Origin of the sequence: Limnohabitans sp. B9-3 (genome assembly GCF_002778325.1) — a bacterium.
In the GTDB taxonomy this organism is placed as follows: domain Bacteria; phylum Pseudomonadota; class Gammaproteobacteria; order Burkholderiales; family Burkholderiaceae_C; genus Limnohabitans; species Limnohabitans kasalickyi.
In genome coordinates this window covers 1-17,285 of sequence record NZ_NESI01000001.1, presented here as the reverse complement: position 1 = coordinate 17,285, position 17,285 = coordinate 1, and the positions used below count along the sequence as shown (strand labels likewise).

Here is a 17,285-nt window from a genome sequence, read left to right as displayed (position 1 = left end):
CATGACAGACATGTTCAAACGTCGTTGGATGCACGTTGCCGCTTTGAGCGCTGTGGCGGCTGCTGTGCTGGTCGGCTGTGGCAAAAAAGAAGAAGTCAAGCCTGCTGAAGCCCCCGCTGCTGCGGCCAAGCCTGAGCCTTTGAAAATTGCATTTGCCTACGTCGGCCCTGTGGGCGACGGCGGTTGGACGTTTGCACACGACAACGCACGCAAAGCCTTGGAAAAAGAGTTTGGCGACAAAATTTCAACATCCTTCGTTGAAAACGTGCCCGAATCGGCTGACGCAGAGCGCGTGATTCGCGACATGGTGGGCCAAGGCAACAAGCTGGTGTTTGGTACCACCTTTGGTTACATGGAACCCATGCTCAAAGTGGCGGCTGACACCCCCGACGTGAAGTTCGAGCACGCCACAGGCTACAAACAAGCCCCCAACATGCGCACCTACGACAGCCGCACCTACGAGGGCGCGTACATGGCTGGCGTGATCGCGGGCAAGATGACCCAGAGCAACACCTTGGGCGTGGTGGCTTCCATACCAATTCCAGAAGTCATTCGCAACATCAACAGCTTCACCTTGGGCGCTCAGTCCAGCAACCCCAAAGTCAAAACCAAAGTGGTGTGGGTCAACGAGTGGTTCAACCCACCGAAAGAAACAGAAGCCGCTACCTCGTTGATCAACGGCGGCGCTGACGTGTTGTTCCAAAACACCGACTCGCCCGCTGTGTTGAAAACAGCCCAAGACAAAGGCAAGCGCGCCTTCGGTTGGGACTCCGACATGACCGCTTACGGCCCCAAAGCCCACTTGGCCTCTGCTGTGATCAACTGGACGCCTTACTACATCAATGCCACCCGCGCAGCCTTGGAAGGCAAGTGGACCAGCACGGGCAACACATGGTCAGGCGTGAAAGACGGCGCGATTGATATCGTGTCGATCGCCGAAGACGTTCCTGCTGACACCAAAGCCAAAGTGGAAGAAGTCAAAGCCGGCTTGAAGGCGGGCACTTTCGCCATCTGGAAAGGCCCACTCATTGACAACGCTGGCAAAGAAGTGTTGAAGGCTGGTGAAGTTGCTGACGACAAGTTCTTGAGCGGCGTGAACTTCTATGTCAAAGGCGTGGAAGGCAAAGTGCCGGGCGCCAAATAAAACGGTGTCAACCGTTTGCGAAAAACCACCTTCGGGTGGTTTTTTGCTTTTTCAAACAGCAAAGCCTTGCTTGGGCCTTGTTTTAATCGCGAAAGTTGTTAAAAGACAGCGGCAGGTCCGTCATCTCTTTGCGGATCAACGCCATGGCCGCTTGCAGGTCGTCGCGCTTGGTGCCGCTCACGCGCACGGCATCGCCTTGGATGGCGGCTTGCACTTTGATTTTGCTGTCTTTGATGTGGCGTTGAATCTTTTTCGACACTTCGGTTTCAATGCCGTTGCGGATTTTGATGACTTGTTTGACCTTGTCGCCGCCCATTTTTTGCACATCGCCTTTGTCGAGAAAGCGCACGTCAACCTCGCGCTTGGTTAGTTTGTTGCGCAGCACGTCTTCGACTTGCACCAGCTGAAAGTCGGCGTCGCCAAACATGGTGATTTCTTTGTCTTTCAGTTCAACGGCGGCAGACGTGCCTTTGAAGTCGAATCGCGTGGCGATTTCTTTGGCCGTGTTTTCAACGGCATTTTTAACTTCTACCAAATTGGGCTCGAGTACGGTGTCAAAAGAGGGCATGGGCGTGAGCTTTCTAAATCAGGGTGAGACAATTGTCCTATGTTAGTTGAGCTCAATTTCCCCCTCCAAGCACACAACACGTTTGGCATCGTCGCCAAGGCGCTTCAGTTGGTGCGCTTGCAATCCGAAGCCGATGTGCAGGCTGTCATTGCCGACCCGGCGTTGCGCGACAGGCCTAAGCTGGTGCTGGGCGGTGGAAGCAACATGGTGCTGACCGGGGACGTCAAACCCTTGGTGCTCAAGGTTGAACTCAAAGGCATGCGCTTGGTCGAAGAGACTGATAAAGCCTGGGTGGTTGAAGCTGCAGCCGGTGAAAACTGGCACGACGTGGTGCGTTGGACCTTGGACAACGGCTGGCCCGGCCTAGAGAACATGGCCCTCATTCCTGGTTGCGTCGGTGCCTCGCCCGTGCAAAACATTGGTGCCTATGGCGTGGAGTTGCAAGACCGGTTTGAGTCCTTAGACGCCATCGACCTGACCACCGGCCAGACTTTTACCCTCAACGCTGCGCAATGCGGCTTTGGCTACCGAGACTCGGTGTTCAAGCACGAGAGCAGCGGCCGTGAAGGTGAAAGCAGAGGCCTAGGGCTGGCTGGCAGAGCCCTCATCACCCGCGTGCGCTTCTTGCTGCGTAAAGATTGGAAACCCGTCTTGGGCTATCTCGACCTCGAGCGGAAAATGACCGAGACCGGCATCAGCCAGCCCACCGCCATGCAAATCTTTGATTGGGTCTGTGCCATACGCAAAGCCAAGCTCCCGGACCCAGCGGTTATTGGCAACGCCGGCAGCTTCTTCAAAAACCCCACCGTCACCCAAGACCAGTGTGACGACATCATTGCCCGCGAGCCGAAAGTAGTGCATTACGCCTTAGATGACGGTCGCATCAAACTCGCCGCCGGTTGGCTGATTGACGCCTGTGGCTGGAAAGGCAAAACCGTGGGCAACGCAGCCGTCTACGAAAAACAAGCCTTGGTCTTGGTCAACAAAGGCGGTCGCGACAATCCTTGCACAGGCGGCGAAGTCATGACCTTGGCCAAAGCCATTCAAACCAGTGTGTATGAGCGCTTCGGCATTCGTCTAGAACCAGAGCCGGTTGTGGTTTAAGGCTTTGAGTTTATTAAGGTGTTATTGGCAGGCGTATTTCCACAGCTCACAATAATTCCCCCCTTGTGAAACGCAATTGCGTAAAGCACTTGTTTCTGCCGCAGATTTATTAGCCTCAACGCCATATGCAACGATTCCCCCGGAACCGTTCACACTGAATGCAAGAACGGCGCACTGTCTAGCTTCGTTAAACCTTTTGACAATGGTGCATGCTTGCGTGTTTCCACAATCTTGGATTGCACGGAAATCAGCATCATTTTGACTGGGAAACCCTGTCGCTATTCCAGCATCTGCCCTCGTGCTATTGACGGCAATAGCCCCATAGATAGGGGTTATTTCGCTGCCTCCTCCTCCTCCGCAAGCGGTTAAAGCTAATGTGATTGCAAAGAGACTCAGCATCATTGTTTTGTGCATTTAGATCCTGATTAGTAATTGTTTAATTTAGAGCCGTTCTTTCATTTGAGAAGCAAACTCCGTAGATGCAAACTATACAAGAAATCATATTTGGCACATGTCTGCCAAGCCTTCATTGCCTAAGAAACTGCCTGCATGTGATAACTTGCGGGAGGTTTTGGCTTACAACATTCGTGTGGCGAGAGTGACTAAAGGGTGGTCACAAGAGGATTTGGCTTTGGAGTGTGAGTTAGACCGGACGTATGTGTCCGCCGTAGAGCGCGCACGCTGGAATGTGTCGTTATCCAATATCGAGCGCTTTGCCCTAGCGTTAGGGTTAACACCCTGGTCGCTGTTAAAGCCCCCGCAGTAATTTTGAGGTTTTCCTCCTTCCCCACACTCTAAGAAGCCGCATGGCGATGTGCGCTGCAAAGCGAAGTCAAGGGGGAGGTTAACGGCCCTAGGCCGAAGCCGGAGGACATTCGCGTCGCAGCGCACACCGTCATGCGGCTTATGCGAACGAGCAACAAAAAAGCGACCCCAAAAGGTCGCTTTTCCAATGGAATAAAGAAGTCGCTTACTTCTTAAACCCACCTTTGATCTTGATCATGTCCGCGCCTTCGTCCAACCAGATTAGCCGTTTTTAAGCAGCCACAGATCGCTCGTACAAGGTTTCTGGCGCAATGTCGATGTTGCCGGGCCAGTTCACTGTGCCGGCAAACACATAAGCTTGTTCAAAAACATGCCATTGTTGCAATGGCTCAAATGGTTTTTTGCTCAAAAGTGGTTTGACATCGAGCAAACGGTTTTCACCGTTTTCAAAAGACAAAGCCAGCCAATGGTCTTGCATGGGCTTGACCACGGTCACATCCAATAAGTCATGCATGGTCTTACTCCTCAGCGCAACGTGACAAGACAACAAAAAGCGACCTCCAAAGGTCGCTTTTCACAGGAGCAAAGAAGCTGATTACTTCTTAGACCCGCCTTCGAGCTTGATCATGTCCGCACCTTCACCCAACGACAGCAAGCCGGTGTGTGCATAGATGCCCAACTTGGCTCGTGTGTCCACGATGTCCAAGTTGCGCATGGTCAATTGGCCAATGCGGTCCAGCGGGCTGAACGGCGCATCTTCCACCTTTTCCATACTCAAACGCTCAGGCGCATAAGTCAGATTGGGCGACTCGGTGTTGAGGATCGAGTAGTCGTTGCCACGACGCAGCTCCAACGTCACAGTGCCTGTCACAGCGCGGGCCACCCAACGTTGGGCGGTTTCGCGCAACATGATGGACTGTGGGTCAAACCAGCGGCCTTGGTACAACAAGCGGCCCAAGCGCAGGCCATTCATGCGGTACTGCTCGATGGTGTCTTCGTTGTGAATGCCCGTCACCAAACGTTCGTAAGCGATGTGCAAGAGCGCCATGCCTGGGGCTTCGTAAATGCCACGGCTCTTGGCTTCGATGATGCGGTTCTCAATTTGGTCGCTCATGCCCAAACCGTGACGGCCACCGATTTCGTTGGCTTTCAAGAACAGCTCAACGGGGTCGGCGTATTCCACACCGTTCAAGGCCACGGGTTGGCCTTCTTCAAAACGGATGCTGATTTCTTCGGCTTTCACCACGCAGTCGTCACGCCAGAAGGGCACACCCATGATCGGGTTGACGATCTTCATGCCGCTTTGGAGGCTTTCCAAATCTTTGGCTTCGTGGGTGGCGCCCAACATGTTGCTGTCGGTGCTGTAGGCCTTTTCGGCGCTCATCTTGTAGCCAAAACCGTTGGCAGTCATGAAGGCTGACATTTCAGCGCGGCCACCGAGTTCGTCGATGAATAGCTGGTCCAGCCAAGGCTTGTAGATTTTCAAGCTGGGGTTGGTCAACAAACCGTAGCGGTAGAACCGCTCGATATCGTTGCCTTTGAAGGTCGAGCCATCACCCCAAATGTTGACGTCGTCTTCTTTCATCGCAGCCACGAGCATGGTGCCGGTGACGGCACGGCCCAAAGGCGTGGTGTTGAAGTAGGTGATGCCACCGGTGCTGATGTGAAACGCACCGCACTGAATGGCAGCAATGCCTTCGTGGGCGAGTTGTTTGCGGCAGTCGATGAGACGGGCTTTTTCAGCGCCGTACTCCATCGCTTTGCGTGGGATTTCGTTGTAGTCCGACTCGTCGGGCTGGCCGAGGTTGGCGGTGTAGGCGTAGGGCACAGCGCCCTTTTGCTTCATCCACAAGAGGGCAGCAGAGGTGTCGAGTCCGCCGGAGAAGGCGATGCCGACTTTTTGGCCTTTGGGGAGGTGTTGGAGGATGGTGCTCATGGAGTGTCGTGCGCCTTGGATTAACCGAAGTGGCAGATGTAGTGGTAGGGCTCGGTCACGCGGATGTCGAATTTTGAGTTGCCAGGCACGTTGAATTTTTCGCCAGCGCTGGACTTGACCCAATCTTGGCTGCCATCGAGTTTGTATTCGCAAAAGCCGCCCACGCATTCCATGATCTCGGGTGCGCCTGTGTTGAAGGTCAGGGTGGCGGGCAGGATGACGCCCACAGACAGCTTGGTGCCGTCAGCCAGAGTCAAGCCGTGGCTCACGCATTTGCCATCAAAGTACACATTGGCTTGGGTGGTGACGCTGGCGCCTTCAATTTTTTCTGTGGTCATGGTGCGTTAAGGGTTGGTTTGCAAAACACTAGATTTTAGGGGAGCCAAAACGACAAAAGCCGCACGGGGCGGCTTTTCCGGGCAAAGCTGGCTGTTTTGGAGACTGTGTGCCCGTCGCTGCGTGTCAGAAACGTGGGGCCGAGCCAGCGGGTGGCACGGGGTAGCCAGAATTGAAGCCCGCGTTGTAACTTGGGCTAGTAGGGCTAACGATCGGCGTGACTTGCAAGCGCACAGTGGGGCCCGGGTCTTGTGGCATTTGCACGGTGTATTGCTTACCCGCGAACTCGTACACCACGTTGTAAGACATGGTGCGGTTTTCGTAAAACATCTGTTGGCTGCAGTTTTGTACGGTGCGCACTTCGGGGGCGCTGGGGCCTTCGACCTTGTCACCCAAGATCGCACCTCCGAACAGTCCGAGCATGGTGGCTGCGGCACGGCCAGAGCCTTGGCCCATGCTGTTGCCAATGGCGCCGCCCGCAATGGCGCCCATAGCAGCCCCCGCGCCTGACTTCGAGCCTTGGCTGACCACTTGTTCGTTGTTGCACACCTGACGCGGCACGGCCACTTGCTGAATCATGGGGGTGCTGGAGATGACGCGACCCACTTCTTCGGCTTGAGCGACACCGCTGACCGCTGACAAACCAGCCAAAAGGGCGATGGCCAAGGTGCTGTGAGGAATGATTTTTTTCATGGTACTTACCTTATTCTGAACTTGGACTGAGTGTAGTCTTCGCGTTATTTGTGTATGCCTTCGCATCTGTAAAGCAGGGGTAAAACTGCGATCAGACCTCAGCCAACAACGCGCTGCCAAGCCTCAGGGTTGACGCCCACGGTCACCGACGTGCCCTTGACCACCACGGGACGCTTGATCACGCTGGCGTGTTCCAGCATCAAGGCGCGTGCGCTGGCCGCGTCTGTCACGCCGGCTTGTAGTGCAGGCTCGAGCTTGCGCCAAGTGGTGCCTTTGCGGTTGACCAACACATCCCAGCTGACCTGTGACAGCCAGAGATCGACCGCCTCGGCGGGAACGCCTTGCTTTTTAAAGTCATGAAAGATGTAGTCAACCCCGTTGTCGCTGAGCCAGACGCGTGCTTTTTTGACGCTGTCACAGTTGGGAATGCCGTAAACGGTGATGGATGGTGTGTTCATGGGGCGACATCATGCCGCAAGTCGACCGCTGGGCGACAATCCAGCCCATGAATTCATTAGACAGTTGGCTCGCGCACTGCGAGCGTTTGCATCCTAAAAACATCGACATGGGCTTGGACCGTGTGCGCTTGGTGGCTGAGCGCCTGAAGTTGCACTTTGACGGCCCCGTCATCACGGTGGCGGGCACCAACGGCAAGGGCTCGACCTGCGCGATGTTGGAGGCGTGTTTGCTGCAAGCGGGCTACCGCACGGGGGTCTACACCTCGCCGCACTTGGTGCATTTCCAAGAGCGCTGCCGCATCCATGGCGAAACCGTGCAGCCCAACGATTTGTTGCCGCACTTCGCGCTCGTTGAGGCGGCACGGACGCAAGGCGGTGATGAGGTCTCGCTCACTTACTTTGAATTCACCACCTTGGCCATTTTGAGTTTGATGGCGGCTTCTAAATTAGAAATGGCGATTTTGGAGGTCGGGTTGGGTGGTCGTTTGGATGCGGTCAACGTCATCGACGCCGACTGCTCAGTCATCACCAGCATTGACCTCGATCACATGGAGTTTTTGGGCAACGACCGCGAAACGATTGGCCGCGAGAAGGCGGGCATCATGCGCACGGATCGACCCGTCATCGTGAGCGACCCCGTGCCGCCGCAAAGCGTGCTGGACCATGCTTTGGAAATTGGCGCGGACTTGTGGCAATTTGGCAAAGATTTCAACTTCACCGGTGACAAACAGCAGTGGGGTTGGGCAGGGCGGGGCCGCCGCTACAGCGGTTTGGCTTACCCGGCCTTGCGCGGTGCCAACCAATTGGTTAATGCCAGCGGTGTGTTGGCGGCCTTGGAGGCCTTACGCACGCGCATTCCTGTGACGGCGCAGGCCATTCGCAACGGGCTGGCCATGGTCGAGCTGCCCGGGCGCTTTCAAATCGTACCCGGCCAACCCGCCTTGGTGCTCGATGTCGCGCACAACCCCCATGCGGTGGCTGCTTTGACCGCCAATTTGGATGCGATGGGCTTTTACCCCACCACCCACGCCGTGTTTGGAGCCATGGCCGATAAAGACTTGGCGCCCATGTTGGCACGCTTAGGCCCCTTGGTTGACCGTTGGTATTTCTGCGATTTGCCCACCCCGCGTGCCGCCAGTGCCGAGCATTTAAAGACGCAGTGGCAGGCGACTCAAACCCGCAAAGACGTGCAGGCCAGTACTCACGCTAACCCCCAAGCCGCGCTGAAAGCGGCAGTCGCGGCGGCAGACCCCACTGATAGAATTGTGGTCTTCGGATCGTTCTTCACGGTCGGGGGCGTTTTGGCGGAGGGTGTCCCCCGTTTAGATGCCCCACATTTGAGCTCCTGAGACCCCATTCATGGCCTTTTTCAAGTTTCGATTGCCCAGTCGTGCCGCTGGCGAGCACCCAGGCAATTTCAGCAATGCACCGACAGAAAGCGTCGAGGTTTTGCGCCGTCGTGCCCGCCATCGTCTGATGGGTGCTTCGGTTCTGGTGGTGTTGGGCGTGGTGGGTTTTCCGCTGGTGTTTGACACCCAGCCTCGACCCGTGTCGGTGGACATCGCTGTGGATATTCCGGACCGTGCCACCAGCAAGCCTTTGGTAACGGCGGCGACGGCCAGCAAACCTTTGCCTGCTGGGGCAGCCTTGGATCCCAAAGAAGAGGTGGTGGTGCCGACGAAGGTTGCACCTAAGCTTGAGGCCAAGGTAGAAACCAAGCCAGAACCCAAGACCGACGTCAAACCTAAACCAGAAGTCGTAACGACTGACGCGAAGTCCACAAGCGATAAGTCAACGGCTTCTGACAGCAAAGACAACGCCCCTCGGTTCATCGTGCAGGTGGGTGCTTTTTCCGAAGATGCCAAAGCCCTTGAGGTACGCAGCAAGCTCGAAAAAGCGGGTTTCAAAACGTACACCCACGTTGCCAACACCAAAGAAGGTCCCCGCACGCGTGTGCGTGTCGGTCCTTTCGCCAGCCGTGATGAGGCGGACAAAGTGGCTCAAAAAATCAAGCAGCTGCAGATGCAGCCCGCTGTCCTGGCCCTGTGATGCTGGACCTCACGGCGGTAGATTGGATTCTGCTGGCCGTCTTGGGCCTTTCTTTTTTGTTGGGTGTTTGGCGCGGCTTGGTGCATGAGGTGTTGTCGCTGGCCGGTTGGGTGGCTGCGTTTTATGTGTCGCAAATTTATGCCCCTCAAGCCGCCGAATGGTTGCCGATGGCCGGCAGCAGCCAGATGTTGCGTTATGCCGCTGGTTTCGTGGCGGTGTTTGTGGCCGTTTTGGTGGCCACGGTTTTGGTGAGTTGGGTGGTTAAAAAAATGGTGTCGGCTGTGGGGCTGGGCCCTTTGGACCGGCTGCTGGGTGGCGCCTTTGGTTTGCTGCGTGGTTTGGTGATTTTATTGGCTGTGACGGTCGTGGTTGGCATGACGCCTCTGCGCGACGCACAGGCTTGGCAACAGGCGCAAGGCGCGCCTTGGTTGCAACAGTTTTTGCATGTGTTGAAGCCGGTGTTACCGGCTGATTTTGGAAAGTACCTCCCCTAATGTGTGGCATCGTCGGCGTTGCAAGCAACGCACCTGTGAACCAATTGATTTATGACGCCTTGTTGCTCTTACAGCACCGAGGCCAAGATGCCGCAGGCATCGTCACCCAGTTGGACCGTAAATTCTTCATGCACAAAGCCAAGGGCATGGTGCGTGATGTGTTCCGCACCCGCAACATGCGCGCCTTGCCCGGCAACAACGGTTTGGGACAAGTGCGTTACCCCACGGCGGGCAATGCCTTCAGCGAAGAAGAGGCCCAGCCTTTTTACGTCAACGCACCTTACGGCTTGGTGCTGGTGCACAACGGCAATTTGACCAACGCCCACGCGTTGAAGGCCGAGCTGTTTTCTGAAGACCACCGCCACATCAATACCGAAAGCGACTCTGAGGTGTTGCTCAACGTGTTGGCGCACGAGATTGACAAAACCACACGCGGCTTGCCTTTGAAGCCAGCCGATGTGTTTGAAGCTGTGCGCCGTGTGCACCGCCGCATCCAAGGTTCTTACGCGGTGGTGTCCATGATTGCGGGCCACGGTTTGCTGGCCTTCCGCGATCCGTTTGGCATTCGGCCCTTGTGCATTGGCCGTGGGGCGGATGGCACCTACATGGTGGCCAGCGAATCGGTGGCGTTGGACGGCACGGGTCATGTGTTTGAGCGTGACATTGCGCCTGGCGAAGCCGTGTTCATTGACCTCGCAGGCCAAGCGCACTTCATGCAATGTGCCGATGTGCCGCAGCTCAAGCCTTGCATTTTTGAATACGTGTATTTGGCCCGTCCTGATTCAACGATGGACGGCATTTCGGTCTACCAAGCCCGTTTGAACCTAGGCGAGACTTTGGCCAAGCGCGTGATCTCCGTGGTGCCACCGACGGACATTGACGTGATCATCCCGATTCCAGAATCGAGCCGCCCCAGCGCCACGCAACTGGCGCATTTGTTGGGCGTGCCGTACCGCGAAGGGTTTGTGAAAAACCGTTACGTGGGCCGCACCTTCATCATGCCGGGTCAAGGCGTGCGTAAAAAGTCTGTACGCCAAAAGCTCAATGTGATCGTGAGTGAATTCAAGGGCCGCAACGTGCTGTTGGTGGACGATTCCATCGTGCGCGGCACCACGAGTAAAGAGATTGTGCAAATGGCGCGCGATGCGGGTGCGCGTAAGGTGTACTTGGCCAGCGCCGCGCCGCCTGTGCGTTTTCCTAACGTGTACGGCATTGACATGCCTACGCCTGAAGAGTTGGTGGCGCATGACCGCACGGTTGAAGAAATTCGTGAACTCATTGGTTGCGATGCCTTGATTTACCAAGACGTCGATGCCATGAAGCAAGCCGTGCTGTCAGCCACCGCAGCAGGCGCACCCCAACTCGATGGCTTTGATGCCTCTTGTTTTGACGGTGTGTATGTGACGGGCGACGTGTCGCTGAGCGACATCGTTCGTCTGAACGAAAAACGTGTCGGCACAGAAGAGGGCGCTGAAGACAACTCGCGCCTCGCTTTGCCCAACCCTTCGGAGTAACTTTGGTATGAGCCAACACCCTTTGCCCGCAGATTTGCATCTAGAAACTTTGGCTGTGCGTTTGGCCGCAGACCGCAGCCAGTACGGTGAAAACTCAGAAGCCCTGTACCTCACCAGTGGCTATGTGCAGCCCTCAGCCGAAGCCTCGGCACGCCGTTTTGCAGGTCAAGAAGATGGCTACACCTACGGCCGCTCAGGCAACCCCACCGTCAGTAGCTTTGAAATGCGCTTGGCCGCCTTGGAAGGCAGCGAGGCTTGCTTGGCCACGTCGTCCGGCATGTCGTCGATCATGTTGATGCTGTTCAGCTTGCTCAAGGCGGGCGACCATGTGGTGTATTCGCAGTCCATGTTTGGCTCGACCTTGAAGCTGATTGGCTCTGAGTTCGCACGCTTTGGTGTGGAATCTAGCGTGGTGTCGCAAACTGATTTGGCAGCGTGGCAAGCTGCCATTCGTCCTAACACCAAGATCTTGTTTGCCGAAACGCCCACCAACCCTTTGGCCGAGGTGTGCGACATCGCTGCCTTGGCCGACATCGCGCACAACGCGGGCGCTTTGCTGGCCGTCGATAACTGTTTTGCCACGCCCATTTTGCAGCGCCCCATGGCCATGGGCTCAGACATCGTCATGCACTCGGGCACCAAGTATTTGGACGGGCAAGGCCGTGTGATGGCGGGGGCTTTGTGTGCGAGCGAAAAGCTGATCAAAGAAAAGTTTTTGCCGGTCATGAAGAACACTGGCTTGGTGCTGTCGCCCTTCAATGCCTGGGTGGTGCTCAAAGGCTTGGAAACGCTGGACATTCGCATGCGCGCTCAAAGCGCACATGGCCACGCAATGGCCCAATGGTTGGAGCAGCATCCAGCGGTTTCACGCGTGTATTACCCCGGTTTGGCCAGCCATCCGCAACACGACTTGGCCATGAAGCAAATGTCGGGCATGGGCGGCGCGGTGTTGTCGTTTGATGTGAAGGCCGCTGATCCGCAGCAAGCGCGCACCCGAGCCTTCCATGTGCTCGACAGCCTGCGTACGCTCTCGTTGTGTACCAACTTGGGCGACACCAAAACCTTGCTCACACACCCCGCCAGCACCTCGCACGGCAAGCTGTCGGAAGACCAACGCCAAGCCGCAGGCATTGGCCAAGGCATGATTCGCTTTGCGGCTGGCCTGGAGCACTTAGACGACATGAAGGCCGACCTCTTGCGCGGCCTCGACACCCTTTGATTCTTATATCTGCATGACCAAAATTCGCACCCGTTTCGCGCCATCTCCCACTGGCTTTATTCACCTCGGCAACATTCGCTCAGCCTTGTACCCATGGGCGTTTGCCCGTGCGACCGGCGGCGATTTCATTCTTCGCATTGAAGACACCGACCTTGAGCGCTCCAACCAAGCCTCGGTGGACGTCATCATCGAAGGTATGAAGTGGCTGGGTCTGGACCACGACGAAGGTCCGTTCTACCAAATGCAGCGCATGGACCGCTACAAGGCCGTGTTGGAGGATTTGAAGGCTGGCGGCCATGTATACCCCTGCTACATGAGCATCGAGGAGCTCGACGCTCTGCGCGAACAGCAAATGGCCAACAAAGAAAAGCCGCGCTACAACGGCACATGGCGCCCAGAGCCAGGCAAGACCTTGCCCGCTATTCCTGATGGCGTGAAGCCCGTTCTGCGTTTTAAAAACCCGCAAGGCGGCTCGGTCGTGTGGGAAGACAAAGTCAAAGGCCGCATCGAGATCAGCAACGACGAGTTGGACGACTTGGTCATTGCGCGCCCCGACGGCACGCCCACCTACAACTTCTGCGTGGTGGTGGACGACATCGACATGGCCATCACCCACGTCATCCGTGGTGATGACCATGTGAACAATACGCCTCGCCAAATCAACATTTTCAAAGCGCTGGGCAAAGACACGCCGGTGTACGCCCACTTGCCCACCGTGCTGAATGAGCAAGGCGAGAAGATGAGCAAGCGCAGCGGCGCCAAGGCCGTCACGCAGTACCGCGACGAAGGCTACTTGCCCGACGCGATGGTCAACTATTTGGCGCGTTTGGGCTGGAGCCACGGCGATGACGAAATTTTCAGCCGCGCTCAGTTCTTAGAGTGGTTCAACCTCGACCACCTCGGCCGCAGCGCCGCGCAATTTGACGAAGCCAAGCTCAAGTGGGTGAACGCGCAGCACATGAAGGCCATGGCTGACGCTGCATTGGCGCCGCTTGTGCAAGCCGAGTTGGCCAAGCGCGGCGTCGTCACGGACGAGCGTTTGGCGGCTATTTGCGGCCTGTTCAAAGACCGCTGTGACACCACGGTGGTTTTGGCAGATTGGGCCGCTGCGTTCTACGGCGATGTGACGCCCAAAACAGAAGACATCGCGCAGCATGTGACGGCTGCTGTTGAACCCGCTCTGAAAATGTTGGCCGAGAAGCTGACGTCATGTGCCTGGACCAAAGAGGCGGTGAGTGCAGCGATCAAAGAAGTGCTGGCTGCGACGGGCCTGAAAATGCCCCAGCTCGCCATGCCCGTGCGTGTGTTGGTGATGGGCACCCCACAAACGCCTACGCTTGATGCGGTCCTCGCCCTGTGCGAGAGAGAAAAAGTTTTGGCTCGCTTGACCAAACGATAAAATCTCCGCTATACTAACGTTCTCGACAGACATCGGGGGTATAGCTCAGCTGGGAGAGCGCTTGCATGGCATGCAAGAGGTCAGCGGTTCGATCCCGCTTACCTCCACCAGATCGATGTCGAGTTGGTTAAGTCCACAGGTTATGACCCTATCGTCTAGAGGCCTAGGACATCACCCTTTCACGGTGAGTACCGGGGTTCGAATCCCCGTAGGGTCGCCAAGTTTTGTAGCACTTGGTTCGGTTGCGAAAGCAGCAGAGCAAAAGTTACAGCTACCAGGAGTGGTAGTTCAGTTGGTTAGAATACCGGCCTGTCACGCCGGGGGTCGCGGGTTCGAGTCCCGTCCACTCCGCCAAAAACGAGAAACCCTTATAAGTCTTTGATTTATAAGGGTTTTTTCCTTTTCGGGTTTTACTGTTTACCACATGTTTTTACCACATGTCCTCCAAAACAGACTACTTCACTAAAGTATGCGTTTAAGTCGTTGATAAAGCACGATACACAGACGCCTTGCTGACCTTGAACTCTGCCATCAGTTCAACAATCTTGATACCTTGAGTACGTTTCTCTCTCAGTGCAATGACTTGGTCGTTGGTCAATGAAAACTTGCGACCAAACTTGATTCCGTTGCGTTTTGCGACTGCGATGCCTTGCAGTTGACGGTCTTTGCGGAGGTCGTTCTCAAACGTTGCAATCGCACCAAGCATCGTGAATAGAAGCATTCCAGTGGCAGTGGATGTGTCTATTTGCTGGTCAAGGACGACCAACTTCACGTTTTTATCTTCCAGACGTTGCATGATGTTCAACAGGTCACGAGTTGAACGTGCGAGGCGGTCAAGTTTCGTGATGACTAATGAGTCACCATCACGCACATAGTCAAGACACAGTTGTAGTTGTTCACGGTCATCAGTACGTGCAGACTGTTTCTCTTGGAATATGCGGTCGCAGTGATTTAACTTTTCCTGTTGAACTTGCAGTGATTGACCGTATGACGAAACCCTTGCGTAACCGATGAATGCCATCTCAAAACCTCCTAACGATGTGAGAGTGGATGGTGAGACATGAAAAGAGACATGGCAAGCATTAGTTCCAATCTATTTTTTCAATGTCTCACAAAGTAAACATTTTTAGAGTTTGTCAATGCTGTATGACAGTAGACATTTCAGGTTGATAAAGAATACAAAAGAATCACTTATCTGAATAAGAAAAGCAATGTTCGATGATTCTCATAGGGTTTACAAAATGATTCTCAAATCTAAGAACCGAGAACCATTCAGTGCCGACGAAACCTACTCTTAAACCCAAAAACATTGCCAAAGGTGAAAGTTTTACATATGCATTTAGACGAATAAATGAAGCGATTGCCAATGAATACTATCTAGAGGCGATAACTCTATGTGAAAGTATCATTTCAGATAGATTACTTTCACACGTATCTTTTCATAAGAAAAATAAAGGCAACTTAAAGACTTCATTTGCTAATCTTATCGTATCAGCGCAAAAGATCCACAAACTACCAATCGAATGGAAATCTGAGACTGATTTATTTAAGTCAATAGATGAATGGCGTGATGCACGAAACAAGTGCGTACATGGTGCTGCTAAATCTATTCCCACAGAACCAACTATTTCAGTTCTTGAATTTATCAAGTTGACAAAGCAATCAGCAAATCAAGGCAAACGACTTGCAAGATTTATCTGCGATTGGCATAAAGTAAATCAAAAAGAGGTGCGAAATGATTAAACACATGAAAACTATTGCTGTAGTTATTTTGCTTTCAATCTCCTCGTTTTCCAATGCATGGGATGTTACTGATGCGAGAAAAAATAAAGAATTTAACATTGCCATAACAAAAAAAATTTTGGAGTTATCCCATTACAGTAATTACGATAAGATTTATGACAAGTACTCCATTGATGATAAGCAAATTGAAGAAGGTGATTTTGAACCATTGGCAAATTACACTGAACTTCTTGCTTTTATTTACGAAAAAACTTGCGCAGACAAGGATGCTCAATTTTTTGCTAACACAATTGAAAAATTAGGTGGACGGAGGTCTTTATTAAGTGTTCTAGTTGATTACACCGACCGAAATCTCGTGCAATGCCAAAACCATCGTGCATCCTGGTTAGATTTGTCGCAAAAGGTAAAAAGTAGAAAAATTCAAAACGATTTCAAAAGTAAATATACTGAATTATTGTCATTGCATGCTAAAGCACGTAACTCAATACGCGCTGACTATAATTCAAACGTTGATGATGTTGCAAGTGGCAGACCCCCCCGTTTTACTAAAACATCCAGACAGCGTGAATTGGCAAAAAATGACGTTGTTGCCCAAGTATTGAACTACGCATCTGGAGTGCCTGAGGATGCTTCTGGTATGTCTTTTTATTATCCAGAATCGATAGAAAACGGAAAATGTATCTATAAAGTTGCAATCGACAAAGGGAGCAATACAGGTGCAATATCAAACCAAATTTCACAAGACCTAGACACTGCATCAAAATTTATTTCTGGTGTTACAGGCGACAGTAGTTTGATGGGAACTAACACTGTTGTGAATGATGGTATTGATTTGAGCAAGGCAGACTTGAAAAATACTTCTTTTTATAAACTACAAGGTGCGAAAAGAAATAGATATACAGGCGCTACAGCATATCTGCGTTATCAATCAAAAATTGAAGGTTTACCTGATATCTTTGAATGTGACAGCGAAACCTGCAACATTGATAGATTAAAACGTGGGTGGAAACTGGTTGAATCTAAGTGCATTGGAATTCAAAAAGCATTCTGATTATTTCCTAATCACAGTCACTTCTCCATTGCCTTTGCCAATGAATTTATCAATTTCGGCAAGGGCATTTTTCTTTGAATCTTTGTCTGTTGGATTGACTGTCACATAGATCAAATCTTGCGGTCGTGCTTTCTGGATGGAATCACGGATCTTGTTCTTGTCTAGGTTCTGACTCATAGTCGCATCTCATTGTCAGCGTGGTCCATGCGTTGCGATTCATTCATTCGCAGGATGAAATAGGTGACGGCACTGGTCACGAACTGGGAGTTAGACACTTTCATTCGTGTAGAAAGTTCCTCGAAGTCATCGCATAGTTCAACAGGAATTCTTATGGTCATCTCTTTATAGGTGCCAAACTGCATCGGTTTAGTCATAGGTTCATCTCCATCAAGGTAATCAACTAACAGTCACACGCATAACGACAGTGCGACAACGACGGCGATGGAAGTGTTCCATCACTTGGTTGATTATTTATGGATGCAACGGACAATAAAAAACCCACGCAATGGTGGGTTGGATTTTTGGAACTTGGATTGGTTCCATGCCAATTATGGAAACATAGAAATCTAGGTCTTGGTTTAATCTTATTCGCTTCGCTCATAAGATGGTAGTTCTGGTTGGTTTAGAACTTGGTGCTTCTGGATTTGGTTGGTAAGGTAAATCTGAAAGCGGAACACCTTTATTTGGGCGTGTCCTAGATTTTGTGTAAACGGTCTAATGGCAGGAAACTGCCTTCATCTTCAAAGGAAGAGAAATGACCGTAAGCAACGAACTCATAGACCGCCTGTTGGCGGATTACAAAAAACCTGAAG

The 17,285-nt window shown here is 53.1% G+C and carries 21 protein-coding genes and 3 tRNA genes; 14 read left to right on the top strand and 10 right to left on the bottom strand.

Annotated features, from left to right (window positions below):
• Nucleotide 1: 1 nt before the first annotated feature.
• The gene (locus tag B9Z42_RS00105) at nucleotides 2–1,144 is read left to right on the top strand and encodes a BMP family ABC transporter substrate-binding protein (protein ID WP_100131313.1); all 1,143 of its coding nucleotides are present in this window, start codon (nucleotides 2–4) and stop codon (nucleotides 1,142–1,144) included.
• An 82-nt stretch (nucleotides 1,145–1,226) separates the two neighbouring features.
• On the opposite strand, the gene B9Z42_RS00100 is transcribed toward B9Z42_RS00105, so the two are convergent.
• On the bottom strand, nucleotides 1,227–1,712 hold the full coding sequence (locus B9Z42_RS00100) for a YajQ family cyclic di-GMP-binding protein (protein WP_100131312.1): 486 nt from the start codon (nucleotides 1,710–1,712) through the stop codon (nucleotides 1,227–1,229).
• Nucleotides 1,713–1,751: 39 nt separating this feature from the next.
• Here B9Z42_RS00100 and murB point away from each other — a divergent pair, with 39 nt between their 5' ends.
• The gene (gene murB, locus B9Z42_RS00095; RefSeq protein ID WP_100131311.1) at nucleotides 1,752–2,816 is read left to right on the top strand and encodes a UDP-N-acetylmuramate dehydrogenase; all 1,065 of its coding nucleotides are present in this window, start codon (nucleotides 1,752–1,754) and stop codon (nucleotides 2,814–2,816) included.
• Between the two features lie 21 nt (nucleotides 2,817–2,837).
• On the opposite strand, the gene B9Z42_RS00090 is transcribed toward murB, so the two are convergent.
• The gene (locus B9Z42_RS00090) at nucleotides 2,838–3,230 is read right to left on the bottom strand and encodes a DUF4189 domain-containing protein (protein WP_100131310.1); all 393 of its coding nucleotides are present in this window, start codon (nucleotides 3,228–3,230) and stop codon (nucleotides 2,838–2,840) included.
• Between the two features lie 97 nt (nucleotides 3,231–3,327).
• Here B9Z42_RS00090 and B9Z42_RS00085 point away from each other — a divergent pair, with 97 nt between their 5' ends.
• On the top strand, nucleotides 3,328–3,582 hold the full coding sequence (locus tag B9Z42_RS00085; RefSeq protein WP_100131309.1) for a helix-turn-helix domain-containing protein: 255 nt from the start codon (nucleotides 3,328–3,330) through the stop codon (nucleotides 3,580–3,582).
• A 270-nt stretch (nucleotides 3,583–3,852) separates the two neighbouring features.
• Here B9Z42_RS00085 and B9Z42_RS00080 read toward each other — a convergent pair whose 3' ends face one another.
• From B9Z42_RS00080 to B9Z42_RS00060, 5 genes are all read right to left on the bottom strand, one after another.
• Entirely contained in the window at nucleotides 3,853–4,095 is a 243-nt protein-coding gene (locus tag B9Z42_RS00080; RefSeq protein ID WP_100131308.1) for a DUF2442 domain-containing protein, read from the bottom strand.
• Nucleotides 4,096–4,176: 81 nt separating this feature from the next.
• Nucleotides 4,177–5,517, bottom strand: coding sequence for an argininosuccinate synthase (gene argG / locus B9Z42_RS00075; protein WP_100131307.1), 1,341 nt, complete (start codon nucleotides 5,515–5,517; stop codon nucleotides 4,177–4,179).
• A gap of 20 nt (nucleotides 5,518–5,537) precedes the next feature.
• Nucleotides 5,538–5,855 carry a pyrimidine/purine nucleoside phosphorylase gene (locus B9Z42_RS00070; protein WP_100131306.1) on the bottom strand — a complete coding sequence of 106 codons (318 nt, stop codon included), beginning with the start codon at nucleotides 5,853–5,855 and terminating at the stop codon, nucleotides 5,538–5,540.
• 124 nt (nucleotides 5,856–5,979) lie between these two features.
• Nucleotides 5,980–6,546: a glycine zipper 2TM domain-containing protein gene (locus B9Z42_RS00065; RefSeq protein ID WP_100131305.1), complete on the bottom strand. Its 567-nt coding sequence runs from the start codon at nucleotides 6,544–6,546 to the stop codon at nucleotides 5,980–5,982.
• A gap of 98 nt (nucleotides 6,547–6,644) precedes the next feature.
• Nucleotides 6,645–7,004 (bottom strand): arsenate reductase, encoded by a 360-nt coding sequence (locus B9Z42_RS00060; RefSeq protein WP_100131304.1) that lies wholly within the window; start codon nucleotides 7,002–7,004, stop codon nucleotides 6,645–6,647.
• A 47-nt stretch (nucleotides 7,005–7,051) separates the two neighbouring features.
• On the opposite strand from B9Z42_RS00060, the gene folC reads away from it, so the two are divergent.
• From folC to B9Z42_RS00015, 9 genes are all read left to right on the top strand, one after another.
• Nucleotides 7,052–8,353: a bifunctional tetrahydrofolate synthase/dihydrofolate synthase gene (folC, locus tag B9Z42_RS00055; protein WP_100131780.1), complete on the top strand. Its 1,302-nt coding sequence runs from the start codon at nucleotides 7,052–7,054 to the stop codon at nucleotides 8,351–8,353.
• Nucleotides 8,354–8,363: 10 nt separating this feature from the next.
• Nucleotides 8,364–9,053, top strand: coding sequence for an SPOR domain-containing protein (locus B9Z42_RS00050; RefSeq protein ID WP_100131303.1), 690 nt, complete (start codon nucleotides 8,364–8,366; stop codon nucleotides 9,051–9,053).
• Entirely contained in the window at nucleotides 9,053–9,547 is a 495-nt protein-coding gene (locus B9Z42_RS00045; protein WP_100131302.1) for a CvpA family protein, read from the top strand. The genes B9Z42_RS00050 and B9Z42_RS00045 overlap by 1 nt, the downstream gene beginning before the upstream one ends.
• A complete protein-coding gene (purF, locus tag B9Z42_RS00040; RefSeq protein WP_100131301.1) occupies nucleotides 9,547–11,061 on the top strand; it encodes an amidophosphoribosyltransferase in 1,515 nt (504 codons plus the stop codon). Before B9Z42_RS00045 ends, purF begins: the two co-directional genes overlap by 1 nt.
• A gap of 7 nt (nucleotides 11,062–11,068) precedes the next feature.
• Nucleotides 11,069–12,280, top strand: coding sequence for an O-succinylhomoserine sulfhydrylase (locus tag B9Z42_RS00035; protein ID WP_100131300.1), 1,212 nt, complete (start codon nucleotides 11,069–11,071; stop codon nucleotides 12,278–12,280).
• Between the two features lie 13 nt (nucleotides 12,281–12,293).
• Nucleotides 12,294–13,679, top strand: coding sequence for a glutamate--tRNA ligase (gene gltX, locus B9Z42_RS00030; protein ID WP_100131299.1), 1,386 nt, complete (start codon nucleotides 12,294–12,296; stop codon nucleotides 13,677–13,679).
• A gap of 34 nt (nucleotides 13,680–13,713) precedes the next feature.
• Nucleotides 13,714–13,789: transfer RNA gene (locus B9Z42_RS00025), tRNA-Ala, on the top strand.
• Nucleotides 13,790–13,823: 34 nt separating this feature from the next.
• Nucleotides 13,824–13,899, top strand: a tRNA-Glu gene (locus tag B9Z42_RS00020).
• Between the two features lie 57 nt (nucleotides 13,900–13,956).
• Nucleotides 13,957–14,033, top strand: a tRNA-Asp gene (locus B9Z42_RS00015).
• A gap of 121 nt (nucleotides 14,034–14,154) precedes the next feature.
• Here B9Z42_RS00015 and B9Z42_RS00010 read toward each other — a convergent pair.
• Nucleotides 14,155–14,700 (bottom strand): recombinase family protein, encoded by a 546-nt coding sequence (locus tag B9Z42_RS00010; protein ID WP_100131298.1) that lies wholly within the window; start codon nucleotides 14,698–14,700, stop codon nucleotides 14,155–14,157.
• 254 nt (nucleotides 14,701–14,954) lie between these two features.
• Here B9Z42_RS00010 and B9Z42_RS16075 point away from each other — a divergent pair, with 254 nt between their 5' ends.
• Both B9Z42_RS16075 and B9Z42_RS16070 read left to right on the top strand, forming a co-directional pair.
• Nucleotides 14,955–15,422, top strand: coding sequence for a hypothetical protein (locus B9Z42_RS16075; RefSeq protein ID WP_143474007.1), 468 nt, complete (start codon nucleotides 14,955–14,957; stop codon nucleotides 15,420–15,422).
• Nucleotides 15,423–15,426: 4 nt separating this feature from the next.
• Nucleotides 15,427–16,473: a hypothetical protein gene (locus B9Z42_RS16070; RefSeq protein ID WP_143474006.1), complete on the top strand. Its 1,047-nt coding sequence runs from the start codon at nucleotides 15,427–15,429 to the stop codon at nucleotides 16,471–16,473.
• Here the strand turns inward: B9Z42_RS16070 and B9Z42_RS16240 are convergent, their stop codons facing one another.
• Nucleotides 16,474–16,650, bottom strand: a complete 177-nt coding sequence (locus B9Z42_RS16240) for a hypothetical protein (RefSeq protein ID WP_158235874.1) — start codon at nucleotides 16,648–16,650, stop codon at nucleotides 16,474–16,476.
• Entirely contained in the window at nucleotides 16,647–16,847 is a 201-nt protein-coding gene (locus tag B9Z42_RS00005; protein WP_100131297.1) for a hypothetical protein, read from the bottom strand. The genes B9Z42_RS16240 and B9Z42_RS00005 overlap by 4 nt, the downstream gene beginning before the upstream one ends.
• Between the last annotated feature and the right edge of the window lie 438 nt (nucleotides 16,848–17,285).